The 13,362-nt window shown below is 71.3% G+C and carries 7 protein-coding genes; 3 read left to right on the top strand and 4 right to left on the bottom strand.

Annotated elements, in window-relative coordinates:
* Positions 1-19 precede the first annotated feature (19 nt).
* Both K8612_RS26905 and K8612_RS26910 read right to left on the bottom strand, forming a co-directional pair.
* Positions 20-1,834 (bottom strand): ABC transporter ATP-binding protein, encoded by a 1,815-nt coding sequence (locus K8612_RS26905; RefSeq protein WP_223764387.1) that lies wholly within the window; start codon positions 1,832-1,834, stop codon positions 20-22.
* On the bottom strand, positions 1,831-3,612 hold the full coding sequence (locus tag K8612_RS26910) for an ABC transporter ATP-binding protein (RefSeq protein ID WP_223741223.1): 1,782 nt from the start codon (positions 3,610-3,612) through the stop codon (positions 1,831-1,833). The genes K8612_RS26905 and K8612_RS26910 overlap by 4 nt, the downstream gene beginning before the upstream one ends.
* Before the next feature lie 169 nt (positions 3,613-3,781).
* Between K8612_RS26910 and K8612_RS26915 the strand changes: the two genes are divergently transcribed.
* Both K8612_RS26915 and K8612_RS26920 read left to right on the top strand, forming a co-directional pair.
* Positions 3,782-4,816, top strand: a complete 1,035-nt coding sequence (locus K8612_RS26915) for an aldo/keto reductase (protein WP_223764388.1) — start codon at positions 3,782-3,784, stop codon at positions 4,814-4,816.
* A 132-nt stretch (positions 4,817-4,948) separates the two neighbouring features.
* Positions 4,949-7,303, top strand: coding sequence for an arylsulfatase (locus K8612_RS26920; RefSeq protein WP_223764389.1), 2,355 nt, complete (start codon positions 4,949-4,951; stop codon positions 7,301-7,303).
* Positions 7,304-7,363: 60 nt separating this feature from the next.
* On the opposite strand, the gene K8612_RS26925 is transcribed toward K8612_RS26920, so the two are convergent.
* Entirely contained in the window at positions 7,364-9,163 is a 1,800-nt protein-coding gene (locus K8612_RS26925) for a M4 family metallopeptidase (protein WP_223764390.1), read from the bottom strand.
* 346 nt (positions 9,164-9,509) lie between these two features.
* Here K8612_RS26925 and K8612_RS26930 point away from each other — a divergent pair, with 346 nt between their 5' ends.
* Positions 9,510-11,708, top strand: coding sequence for an FUSC family protein (locus K8612_RS26930; protein WP_223764391.1), 2,199 nt, complete (start codon positions 9,510-9,512; stop codon positions 11,706-11,708).
* On the opposite strand, the gene K8612_RS26935 is transcribed toward K8612_RS26930, so the two are convergent.
* A complete protein-coding gene (locus K8612_RS26935) occupies positions 11,689-13,284 on the bottom strand; it encodes a HEAT repeat domain-containing protein (RefSeq protein WP_223764392.1) in 1,596 nt (531 codons plus the stop codon). The genes K8612_RS26930 and K8612_RS26935 overlap by 20 nt on opposite strands.
* Between the last annotated feature and the right edge of the window lie 78 nt (positions 13,285-13,362).

The raw sequence follows: 13,362 nt of genomic DNA on the forward strand, positions 1-13,362 counted from the left end.
GGGCCAGCCCTACGCGCGCTCAGCCCAGCGCCTTGACCGTCGGCTCCGGCGTGTCGCGGAACTGCTGGTGATACAGCTCCGCGTAGAGCCCGCCCTTCGCGAGCAGCTCCTCGTGGGTGCCCTGCTCCACCACGGTGCCGCGCTCCAGCACCAGGATGAGGTTCGCGTGGCGGATGGTGTTGAGCCGGTGCGCGATGACGATGCTCGTGCGGCCGGACAGCAACTGCCCCAGCGCCAGTTGGATGAGCGCCTCCGTGCGCGTGTCGATGTTCGCCGTCGCCTCGTCCAGGATGAGCACCCGCGGATTGGCGATGACCGCGCGAGCGAACGCGAGCAACTGCCGCTGCCCCTGGCTGAGCGTCGCGCCGCCCTCGCCCAGCACGGTGTCGTAGCCCTGCGGCAGCCGGGTGATGAAGTCGTGCGCGTGCACCGCCTTCGCCGCCGCCTCCACGTCCTCGCGGGTGGCGTCCGGCTTCCCGTAGGCGATGTTGTCCGCCACCTTCCCGCTGAAGAGGAAGGGCTCCTGCAGCACCATGGCCATCCCCCGGCGCAGGCTGGTGCGCGTCACCTGGCGCACGTCATGCCCGTCCACGCGCACCGTGCCCCCCGTGACGTCGTAGAAGCGCGGCACCAGGCTGGCCACCGTCGTCTTGCCCGCGCCCGTGCGCCCCACCAGCGCCAGCGTCTGGCCGGGCTCCAGGCGGAAGGACACGTCGCGCAGCACCGGCCGGGCCGCGTCGTACCCGAAGGACACGCCCTCGAAGACGACCTGCCCCTGCAGCGGCCCCAGCTCCACCACCCCGGGCGCGTCCGGCGGCTCCGGCGTCTCGTCGAGGATGGCGAAGATGCGCTCCGCTCCCGCCAGCGCGGACTGCATCAGCGCGGCCACCGTCGCGGCCAACTGCACCGGCCGGAAGAACTGCTGCACGTAGATGAGGAACGCCGCCACGCCGCCCACCGTGAGCTGCCCGCTCAGCGTCAGCACGCCGCCGTAGCCAATCACCAGCGCCATGGACAGCGTGGAGAGCAGGTCGATGGCCGGCGAGAACGCGGACGTGATGCCCACCGCCGCCACGTTCGCGTCCCGGTTGGCCGCGTTGCGGTCGCGGAAGCGCTCGATGTTCTTCTCCGTGCGGTTGAAGGCCTGCGCCTGCCGCACGCCCCCAATCTCCTCCTGGAGGTTCGCCGTCACGTCGCCCACCGTCTGCCGCGTCTTGCGGTAGGCGTTGCGCGCCCGCGACGCGAAGAACCACGTGGTGAGCACGATGGCGGGGATGAGGGAGAAGCACGCCAGCGCCAGGCGCACGTTCATCGCGAACATCGCGATGATGACCCCCACCAGCCCCAGCACGGAGCCCAGCAACTGCGTCAGCCCCTGCGTGAAGAGCTGGTTGAGCGTGTCCACGTCGCTCAGCAGGCGGCTCATCAGGTCGCCCAGGGGGCGGCGGTCGAACCACGACAGCGGCAGCCGCTGGAGCCGCTCGAAGAGGCGCTGGCGCAGGTCCGCCAGCACGCGCTGCCCGGTGTGGCCCACCCGCCGCGTCTGCGCCTGCTGCGACAGCGCGCCCACCCCGTAGATGACGAACAGCACCGCCAGCGTCCGCGTCAGCCCCCAGCCGTCCCCCGCGCCGATGTCCCGGTCGATGGCCCGGCTCACCAGGTACGGCCCCAGGGCCTGGCACGCCGCGCCCACCAGGATGAAGACCAGCGCGGAGCCGAGCGCGCGCGTGTGCGGACGCAGCTCGCCCAGCAGCCTGCGCAGCACCTTGCCGCGCTGGTTCGCGCGGTCCGCCTCCAGCTCCACCATGGACTCAAGGCTTCCCGGCCGCCTCATGCCGCTCCCTCCTGGCGCGGGGGCAGGAGCTGCGACCCGAGGATGTCGTTGTACAGCTCGCTGGTGGCCTTGAGCTCCTCGTGGCGCCCCTTCGCGGCGATGCGCCCCTCGTCCAGCACCAGGATGAGGTCCGCGTCCCGCACGGTGCTGATGCGCTGGGCGATGACGATGGCCGTCCTGCGCTTGTCCCGCATCAGCATGTCCAGCGCGCCCTGGATGGCGGTCTCCGTGCGCGCGTCCACCGCGGACGTGCTGTCGTCCAGGATGAGCAGGCGCGGATCCGTGAGCAGCGCCCGCGCGATGGCCAGCCGCTGCCGCTGCCCGCCGGAGAGCCCCACGCCGCGCTCGCCCACCACCGTGTCGTAGCCCTGGGGCAGCTCGCGGATGAACTCCGCCGCCTGGGCCGCCTCCGCCGCGGCCTCCACCTGGGCCTGCGTCGCCTCCGGGCGCCCGTAGGCGATGTTCTCCCGCACCGTGCCGGAGAACAGCAGCGCGTCCTGGAGCACCACGCCAATCTGCGAGCGCAGGCTCGCGAGCGTCACGTCCCGCACGTCCTGCCCGTCCAGCAGCACCGCGCCCCCGGTGACGTCGTAGAAGCGCGGCAGCAGGTTGATGAGCGTGCTCTTGCCGGAGCCGGTGGTGCCCAGCACCGCCACGAGCTGCCCGGGCTCCAGCGTCACGCTCACGCCCCGCAGGATTTCACGCTCGCCGCCCGCGTAGCGGAAGCGCACGTCGCGCAGCTCGATGCGCCCTTGCAGGGGCGGCAGCGGCACCGCGCCCGGGCGGTCGGACACCTCCACCGCCGTGTCCAGCAGCTCGAAGACGCGCTGCGCGGACGCGCTCGCCCGGGACATGCTGGCCGCGATGAAGCCCAGCGTCATCAGGGGCATCAGCAGGAAGGCCAGGTAGCTGTTGAAGGCGATGAGCTCCCCCAGCGTCAGCCGCTCGTGGAAGATGCGCCAGCCGCCCACGCCCACCACCACCAGCGTGCCCAGGTTGGCGAAGAAGCTGATGAAGGGGAAGTTGCTGGCCAGCGCGTCCACCACCCGCAGGTTCTTCTCCTTCAGCTCCGCGTTCGTCTTCCCGTAGCGCTCCAGCTCCCGCGACTCGGCGGAGAAGGCGCGCACCACGCGCAGCCCGCGCAGGTCCTCCTGGAGCGTGGTGTTGAGCGAGCCCAGCAGCGCCTGGAGCTGGCCGTACATGGGCCGCATCCGCCGGATGAACGCGCGCATCACCAGCAGGATGGGCGCCACCGTCGCGAGCGCCGCCAGCGCCAGCAGCGGATCCAGGTACACCAGCAGCCCCGCGCAGCCCACCAGCATCGCCGCCGCCGCCGCGAACTGCACGATGCCGCCGCCCACGAAGGTGCGCACCGCCTCCACGTCGCTCGTCAGCCGCGTGAGCAACTGCCCCGTCTGCGCCTGGTCGTAGTAGCTGAAGGACAGCCGCTGGATGCGCGCGAAGAGCGCGTCCCGCAGGTCGAACGCCACGCCCTGTGACGCGCGCTCCGCCAGGTAGCCCTGCAGGAAGTTGAACAGGCCGCGCCCCAGCGCGATGGCGACCAGGCCCCCCACCGCCAGCCACACGGGCCGCGCCTCTCCGCGCGCGAGCCCCTGGTCGATGGCGATGCGGATCATCTGCGGCGCGCCCAGGTTCGCCACGGAGACGAGCAGCAGCGACACGAGCGCCCCCACCGCCTCCAGGCGGTAGCGGCGCAGATAGCCCAGCGCCCGCAGGATGGGGGGGCGGCCGGATGCGGGTGTCGCGGATGTGCTCACGTGGAACCTGGACCCCTGCCTCCCCGCCCGGGAAGGCGCGCGCATGATGGGCGGCCCCCCGCGCCGCATCAAGCACTTCGCGCAACCCGGGTAAAGACGGTTGCGCGCCGCGCCACGGCCCGTTACGTGGGCCGCCTTTCCTTCCCCGGTTCGTCACGAGGTGTGTGTCATGGAATACCGGCAGCTTGGCGGTTCTGGTTTCAAGGTCCCCGTCCTCAGCCTGGGCACGGGCACGTTCGGCGGCTCGGGTGAGTTCTTCAAGGGCTTCGGCTCCAGCGACGTGAAGGAGGCCACGCGGCTGGTGGACATCGCGCTGGAGGCGGGCGTGAACATGTTCGACTCCGCGGACGGCTACTCCGCCGGGCTCGCGGAGGAGATTCTCGGCAAGGCGCTGGAGGGCCGGCGCGACAAGGCCATCATCTCCACCAAGGCCACCTTCCGCGCGGGCCCGGGCCCCAACGACGTGGGCTCCTCGCGCTTCCACCTCACGCGCGCCGTGGAGGCATCGCTGCGCCGGCTGAAGACGGACTACATCGACCTGTTCCAGCTCCACGCCTTCGACGCGGTGACGCCCGTGGAGGAGGTCCTCAACACGCTGGACGGCTTCGTGCGCGCGGGGAAGATCCGCTACCTCGGCTGCTCCAACTTCTCCGGCTGGCACCTGATGAAGTCGCTGGCCGTGTCGGAGCGCTACAACTTGGCGCGCTACGTGGCCCACCAGGCCTACTACTCGCTCGTGGGCCGCGACTACGAGTGGGAGCTGATGCCGCTCGCGCAGGACCAGAAGGTGGGCGCGGTGGTGTGGAGCCCGCTGGGCTGGGGCCGGCTCACCGGCAAGCTGCGCCGGGGCGCGCCGAAGCCGGAGCTGAGCCGCCTCAACAACCCCGCCACCGCGGCCGGCGGCCCGCAGGTGCCGGAGGAGTACCTCTTCAAGGTCGTGGACGCGCTCGACGCCGTGGCGCAGGAGACGGGCAAGACGGTGCCGCAGGTGGCGCTCAACTGGGTGCTCCAGCGGCCCACCGTGTCCAACGTCATCATCGGCGCGCGCACGGAGGAGCAGCTCCGCCAGAACCTGGGCGCCGTCGGCTGGAACCTCACGCCCGCGCAGGTGGCCACGCTGGACGCCGCCAGCGCCACCCCCTGGCCGTACCCGTACTTCCACCAGCGCCAGTTCCACGAGCGCAACCCGTTCCCGGTGACGTGAGCGCGGTGTGAAGCAGGAGGCGGCCAGGGCCTGGGTCCGGCCGCCTCCGTCCTGGGGGCAGATTCGCTGCCTCCCGGGGCGATGCACCTCACGCAAGAGAACACTTCGCTTCGCGTGGAGGCGCGCTCGCCCATGTCCCTCAAGGAATACAAGCCCGGCAGTCCCTTCCCCGGTGTCATCGGCCGCACCTGGGAGCAGTCGTCCCCCGCGTGGCCCTCGCCCCTGCGCTCGAAGCCCGGCGCGCCCAACGTCCTGTTCATCATCCTGGATGACACGGGCTTCGGGCACCTGGGCTGCTACGGCTCGCCCATCCGCACGCCGAACCTGGACCGGCTGGCCAGGGGCGGGCTGCTCTACAACAACATGCACACCACCGCGCTGTGCTCGCCCACGCGCTCGTGCGTCCTCACCGGCCGCAACCACCACTCCAACGGGATGGGCACCATCACCGAGACGTCGCTGGGCTACCCCGGCTACAACGGCACCATCCCCTTCGAGAACGGCTTCCTCTCCGAGATGCTGATGGAGGCCGGCTACAACACGTATGCCATTGGCAAGTGGCACCTGACGCCCGCGGAGCAGACGAGCGCCGCCGGGCCGTACTCGCGCTGGCCGCTGGGCCGCGGCTTCGAGCGCTTCTACGGCTTCCTGGGCGGGGACACGCACCAGTACTACCCGGACCTCGTCCACGACAACCACGCCATCCGCCCGCCCGGCACGCCCGAGCAGGGCTACCACCTCACCCCGGACCTGGTGGACCGCGCCATCGACTGCATCGCGGACACCAAGCAGGTCGCGCCCGACAAGCCCTTCTTCCTCTACTTCGCCACGGGCGCCATGCACGCGCCCCACCACGTCCCGCGCGAGTGGGCGGACGCGTACGCGGGCCAGTTCGACGACGGCTGGGACGCCTACCGCCAGCGGGTGTTCCAGCGGCAGTTGGAGCTGGGCGTGGTGCCGCCGGGCACGCAGTTGTCGCGGCATGATCCGGACGTGCAGGAGTGGGACTCGCTGCCGCCGGAGGAGAAGCGGCTCTACGCGCGGATGATGGAGGTGTTCGCGGGCTTCCTGGAGCACACGGACCACCACATCGGGCGGCTCTTGCGGTTCCTGGAGGACACCGGCGAACTGGACAACACGCTCATCATGGTGCTGTCGGACAACGGGGCCAGCGCGGAGGGCGGGCCGCACGGCTCCGTGAACGAGCTGAAGTTCTTCAACAACGCGCCGGAGTCGCTGGAGCAGAACCTGGCGGCCATGGAGGACCTGGGCGGCCCGAAGCACTTCAACCACTACCCGTGGGGCTGGGCCTGGGCGGGGGACACGCCGTTCCGCCGCTGGAAGCGGGAGACGTACCGAGGCGGCACCACCGACCCGTTCCTCGTCCACTGGCCCCGGGGCATCGAGGCGAAGGGCGAGGTGCGCACGCAGTACGCGCACGCCATCGACATGGTGCCCACGGTGCTGGACTGCCTGGGCCTGGAGCCGCTGGCGGAGATCCGCGGCGTCACCCAGTCACCCATCGAGGGCGTCAGCTTCCGGCACACGTTCAACGACGGGAACGCGCCCAGCCGCCACCGCACGCAGTACTTCGAGATGTTCAGCTCGCGCGCCATCTACCACGACGGCTGGCGCGCGGTGTGCCCGTTCCCCGGCCCGTCCTTCACGGAGGCCCAGGAGGGCTTCGGCGAGTCCATGCTCGACGAGGGCCGGCTGCGCGAGCTGGATGAGCGCGGCTGGGAGCTGTACCACGTGGCGGAGGACTGCTCCGAGACGCGGAACGTGGCGCAGGAGCACCGGGGCAAGCTCATCGAGATGATCGCCCTCTGGTACGCGGAGGCCGGGCGCTACCAGGTGCTGCCGCTCGCGTCGCCCACCCGCGCCGTGTTCGCGCTGGAGCGCCCGCAGCTCACGAAGGACCGCACGCGCTACGTGTACCGGCCGCACACGTCCCCCGCGCCGGAGAACGCGGCGGTGCACGTGCTCAACCGGCCCCACACCATCACCGCGGACGCGGAGGTGACGCGGGACACGCAGGGCGTGCTGCTCAGCCACGGCGGCCTCACCGGCGGCTACACGTTCTTCATCCAGGACCACAAGCTGCACTACGCCTACAACTACCTGGGCGAGCAGGAGTTCCACATCGAGTCGGCGGTGGACGTGCCGGAGGGGCGCTCGGAGCTGAGGTTCGAGTTCGAGCCCACCGGCGAGCCGGACCTCAAGGTGGGGCGGGGCACTCCCGGACGCGGACGGCTCTACATCAACGGGGACCTGGTGGCGCAGAGCACCATCGACGCGACCATGCCGGTGGCCATCAGCCTGGGGGAGGGGCTCACCTGCGGTCGGGACGAGAGCTCCGCCGTCAGCCAGCGCTACCAGGCGCCCTTCGAGTTCACCGGCACGCTCCACGAGGTGACGGTGGACGTCGCCGGCAGGCACGTGCGGGACACGCAGGCCGAACAGAAGGCGGCCCTGGCGAAGCAGTGAAACGAAGAAGGCCCGGACGGGAGCGCGAGGGCTCCCGTCCGGGCCTGGAGCTTCAGGGGATTACTTGGTCACGCCGACGGCGGTCCAGGCCTCGGCGACCTTCTTCGCCTCGACGGAGTCCTTGCCGTACAGGTCCGTGGCGGCCTTGATGGTGGCGGCGCGGGCCTCGGAGAAGTTCGTCTGCGGCGTCATGTACGTGGTGAGCGCGCGGCCGAAGACCTTGAGGCTCTTGTCCATGCCGATGCCGTCCTTCACCTCGATGCCGGACGTCTTGTTCTTGCCGCCCTCGGTGAGGAGGAAGAAGGCGTTGTTCGCGATGCCGCTGGAGCCGTGGACCTCCGTCATCTTCGGGTAGTTCTTGTAGTTGTCGATGGAGTAGCCGTCCGCCGTCGGGTCGTTCATGTAGCGGAGGGCGTCCGTGTTGTCGCCGTTCTTGGGCGTCCACGCGTCCTCGCCCACGGCCCAGTCGAACTTCACCGCGCCGTTCTTCTGGCTGGCGTACCACTCCACGCCCGTACCGATGATGTCGCTGAAGGACTCGTTGAGGCCACCGGACTCGCCCTCGTACTCCAGGCCGGCGGTGCGCTCCGTGAGGCCGTGCGCGATTTCGTGGCCGGCGATGTCCAGCGTGGTGAGCGGGCCGGAGTCCACGCCGTCGCCGTCGCCGTACTGCATCTTCTCGCCGTCCCAGAACGCGTTCACCAGGTTGTTGTCGGTGTGCACGTAGTTGATGAGCTTCTCGCCCTTGCCGTCGATGGAGTCTCGGCCCAGGACGTCCTTCATGAAGTCGTACGTCATGGCCGCGCCGTAGTGCGCGTCCACGCCCGCCTGGGCGCGCGTCGGGTCGCCCTTCTCACCCCAGACGTCGTTCTTGTCGGTGATGGCCGTGGTGCCGGACGCGTTCGGGCGGTTCTTCGCGTCGTAGGTCACGATGCCCTTGCCGCGCGTCTTGTCCTCCAGCGAGTACGTGCCGTCCTTGTTCTTCGTCGTCTGCAGGTCCACCTTGCCGCTGTACATCGTCTGGTCGTCCGCCACGCGGGCCGCGCCGCCGCCCGTCGTCGGGGCCGGCGTCGCCGGGGTGGAGGGGGCCTGGGTGGACGTGCCCGGCTTCGTGGGGGTGGCCTTGGCGCCCTCGCGGCTCCAGTGGCTGATGGTGTTGTACTGCTTGATGGACGCGCCGGTGTTCGCGTCGATGAAGTAGTTCATCGAGCGCGGCTCCTTGCCGTTGGCCGCGGACGTGTCGGTGAGCGTCACGTGGTAGGCGGCGTGGTACTGCCCGTCCCTGCCCTTGACGATGACCTTCTCCGACGTGGGGGCGCGCGTCGTGTCGCCGTTGAAGTCCTTCTGCGCCACGGCGAGCGCGTCCTTCGCCGTCAGCTTCGTGGGCGCCTTGCCGATGCCCGCGGGGATGTCGGACACGTTGCCCGTCAGGCTGTCGAACTGACCCTTCGCGTCCAGGTGGCCGATGATCTGCTCACCGGCGACCTTCACGCCCTCGTGCATGCGGTCCATGCGCACGTGCGTCATGCCCAACTGGTCGCGCTCCACGGTGCGCGGCGCGAACGACGTGCCGCCCGTGACGCCGGACAACTGGGGGTTCTTCTGGTTCACGTACGCCACCGTCTGCTGGATGGCCTGCTGCGCCTGGGGGCTGGTGAGGTCCACCGGGCCCGGCGTCAGCTTCTGGCCCACGCCGTTCAGCGCCACCGTGGCCTTCGCCTTGGAGGGCGCGCCCGCGCTGAAGCTGGACTGCGAGCTCATCCCCACCGGGCCCTGGGGCTTCACGGTGTTCACGGGCTTCGTGTCGGTGCGGTTCTGGGTGGCGACAACGGGCTTCGAAAGGTCGGTGCGCAGGGCCATGGGGGGCGTGCTTTCGGGGGCAGGTGCAGCGGACAAATTGATTCTCGTGTCAGCCGTCCCGATGTTGCGTGTGGGTGCTTGCTTACACGGTCATGAGTGGGCTCAAGCTCATGAATTCACAGGTGAAGTTTTCGTCCTACATACGCTCCAGAATCACATTCCGACCGGTAGGTAGGCGTGTGCGCCAGGGTGTATTTCGGTTCATTTTCGACCGGGCCGCGCACGGCCGTCCACCCACACGCCGTGTCTGGACGCCGTGCATGCGGGCGGGCGAGGGAGGAATCCGGTGCTCGCGCACCCCATCTTCTTCCTCCAGGGACGTTCACCCAGGGGGGAGGGAGCGGGGATGCGCGGGGACGGAGGCGAGACGGTGGCGGAGGGCTGGGTGGCGCCCCGGGGGCGTGCGGCCCGGGGACACCTGCCCCGCCACGTCGCGGGCCTCTTCCGCTTCCAGCCGGGACGGCCCGCGCTGGCCTCGGGGCTGCGCACGGGGTTGGCGCTGGGGGTTCCGCTGCTGGTCTCCGCGCTGCTGTCGCTGCCGGAGGCGGCGTGGGCGGGCATGGCCGGGCTCTTCGTCGCGCTGGTGGACAAGGGCGGGCCGTACCGCACGCGCGCGCGGGCCATGGGGGCGATGACGGTGCTGGGCGCGGTGGTGGGGCTGGTCATCGTGCTGCCCAGCCCCTTCTGGGTGGACGTGGCGCTGACGCTCTTCTGGGTGACGGCGTGCGGCTTCGCGCGCAGCTTCGGGGACACGCCGGGCATCGTGGGCATGCTGCTGGCGAACCTGTTCGTGGTGTCGCTGGCGCTGCCGCAGCGGGGGCTGGAGGCGGCGCTGATGCAGGCGGCGTACTTCGTCGCGGGCGGGCTGTGGTCCATGTTCCTGGCGCTGGTGCTGTGGCCGCTCAGGCCGTACCGCCCGGCGCGGCTGGCCATCGCGGCCTGTTACGAGCAACTGGCGGACGCCGCGGACGCGGTCGCGGGCTGGCCCATGGCGGGGCCCTCGCGGGTGGGGACGTGGGAGGCGGTGCAGCGGGCCGCGCGCATGCGGCGGTCGCTGGAGACGGCGCGCACGACGCTGGGGGCCACGCGCCAGGGCCGGCAGGAGGAGAGCGGCCGGGGCGAGCACCTGCTGGTGCTGCTGGAGGACGCGGACGCGCTGTCGCTCCTGCTCACGGCGATGTCGGAGGCGCTGGACGAGGCGCCGCGCCAGGGCGCGTGCCGCACCGCCCGCATCGAGGCGCAGCACGCGCTGGGCGCGTTGGCGGTGGACCTGCGGGGCGTGGAGGGTTCGCTGGTGCGGGGCACGGTGCCGGTGCCGTCATCGTGGGACGCGGAGCGGGTGACGCGGGTGCTCCAGGCGGACGGGGGGCCGCCGGAGCCGGCGCGCTCGCAGTACGCGCACGTGGCGGGGCTCCTGGGGCGGCTGCGGGAGTACAGCGCGGTGGCGCTGGATGTGGCGTCGCGGCTGGAGACCGGCGGGCCGCTGCCGGAGCGGGACATGAAGCCGCTGGGGCTGGCGCCGGGGCGCGGGCGCTCGGGGTGGAAGGTGCTGCGCGACCACCTGACGCCGGAGTCGGTGGTCTTCCGGCACGCGCTGCGGCTGGGGCTCACCGCGACGGTGGCCACGGCGCTGGCGGAGGGGCTGGGGCTCAATCACGGGTACTGGGTGACCATCACGGTGATTGTCGTGTTGCAGCCGTACTCGGGGCTCACGACGGAGAAGGGGCTGCAGCGCGTGGCGGGCACGTTCGTGGGCAGCGTGCTGGCCATGGGGCTGGTGCACGTGCTGCCGGCGAAGGGGATGATGCTCGTGGCCATCGTGCTGCTGGTCTGCGTGTCGGTGAGCGTGCGGCCGCTGAACTTCACGGTGTACCAGGTGCTGCTGGCGCCGGCGCTGGTGCTGCTCGCGGAGCTTCAGACGGGGGACTGGCGGCTCGCGGGGGTGCGCATCCTCAACACGCTGATGGGGGGCGCGCTGGCGCTGGTGGGCATCCGGCTGCTCTGGCCGAGCCCCGAGCACTCGCGCTTCACCGAGGAGGTGGCCTGCGTGCTGAAGGCGGACCAGCACTACCTGCGCGAGGTGTCGCGGACGCCGGTGCCCACGGAGGCGGCGCTGCGGGAGGCCCGGCGCAAGGTGGGGGTGGCGCTGCTGTCCGCGGAGGCGTCGTTCCAGCGCCTGCTGAGTGAGTGGAAGGGACCGGCGAAGGAGCTGGAGCCGGGGATGGCGTTGATTACCTACGCGCGCCGCTTCACCGCGGCCGTGACGGCGCTGGCGGCGAGCCGCGCATGGCATCAGGAGTCGGACCTGGGGCCGGTGGTGCGCTACGCGTCGGACGCGCTCGAGGAGCTGTCCGCGGCGCTGGTCGCGCGCCGCGTGCCGTCAGCGCTCGAGCGCGAGGCGCCGGGCCTGGAGGGCACGGACGCGCTGGCGCGCACGCAGTTGTCGCGGCTGGTGCGCCAGTTGGGGGTGCTCCACCATGCGGTGGAGCGGATGCCGCCCGCGCTGCGCGCCTCGGAGGAGGGGGCTACGCCCGCTCCAGCTTGACCATCAGCCGGCGCAGGTCCTCGTTCACGCGCACGAAGTGGGAGTTGCCCTTCTCGTCCTCCAGTTGCTTCCTGAGCGCGGGCAGGGACGCCTCGCGCAGCTTCTTCGCCGCGCCGGGCGCGTCCGCCAGCCAGTCCACCGCCTGGATGAGCGTGGCGCGCGCCTCGGTGTCGCGCTCGTTGAGCCGGGCCGCCAGCGTGGGGCCCTGGTCCACCGCCCCGGAGCGCCCCAGCTCCAGCGCCGCGCGCTGCAACAGCGCCGCGTCCGCCTTGGGCAGCCGCTGCGACCAGCAGCCCGCGTCGCCACTGCACGCCTGCGCCGCCTCCAGCACCGCCCCATACCCCTGCAACTGCTCCGCGCGCTTCTTGCCCAGCGCCGCGGCATCCTGGCACCCGTCCTCGCCCGTCTCCTGGCAGTCCGCCGCCGTGCGCGCGGGCTCCGCCGCCGCCAGCTTCGCGAGCACCGGCTGCTCCCGCGCATCCCCCAGCAGCGCGATGCCCTTCACGGCGATCTCCCGCGCGTACCAGTCCCCGGTGCCCGCGGCCTTCTCCAGCGAGGGGAGCGCGTCCCGGCTGCCCAGCAGCGTCAGCGCCCGCACGTACGCGTCGCGCACCGTCGGATCCGGCTCGCCCACCAGCCCCGCCAGCGGCTTCACCGCCTCCTGCGCGCGCATCCTCCCGAGCGCGTCCGCCGCCTGCATCCGCACCAGCGCCTGGATTTGCGGATCCGAGTGCGTGAACGACAACTGCTTCAACAGCGTGGGCACCGCGCGCTTCTCCCGCAGGTCGCCCAGCACCTGCGCGGCCTTCATCGGGTAGCTGGCCGGGTTCACCCCCTGCGCCTTCGCCCACGTCAGCAGCTCCGCGTCCTTGCCCTCCAGCACCGGCAGGAGCGCGTCCGCCGCGGGCGCGCCCAACTGGAACAGTGCGAAGCTGCTCTCCACGTAGAAGGACACGCCCCGGCGCTCCTTCGTCAGCGTGCGCATCAGCGCCGGCACCGCGCGGGGGTCTCCAATCTGCCCCAGCGCCTCGATGGCCTTCTTGTTGAGGAACGGCTCCGCGGCCTCGTCCGTCGCCAACTGGATGAGCGGCTCCACCGCCGGCTTCGCCCTCAGCGCGCCCAGCACCTGGATGGCCTCGATGCGCGTGTAGTTGTCCTTGCTGCGCAGCAAGGGCACCAGCGACGGCACCGCGCGCTCATCCCCAATCCGGCCCAGCGCCCCCACCACCGCCTTGTTCACCTGCTGCGCCGGCACGTCCGCCGCGCCAGGGTCCAGCGCCGCCGTCAGCGGCTCCAGCGACGTCGGGTGGTGCAGGTCCCCCAGCACCCGCGCCACCGCCGCCTTCACCTCCGGCCGGCGCTCCGAGGACAGCCTCGCGTGCAGGAAGGGCAGGAACTGTTCATTGGCGTTGCCGGACGTGCGCAGCGACTCAATCACTCGCACCTTGTCGTCGGGGCGCTTCGCTCCCTCCAGACTGGACTGCCAGTACTCCGGCGTCTTGGGGTCCTCCTTCTTGCAACCCCCCAGGGCAAGGCAGGACACGGCCAGGGACAGGGCGACGAATGAGCGGGACATGGGGCTCCTTTACGTCCGAACGTCTGGGCTTCCGTCGGGTGTAGACCTGTCCACACGAAGGACGCAAACCTCCCCCAC

It is taken from the genome of Corallococcus sp. AS-1-6, from assembly GCF_020037015.1.
Lineage (GTDB): Bacteria > Myxococcota > Myxococcia > Myxococcales > Myxococcaceae > Corallococcus.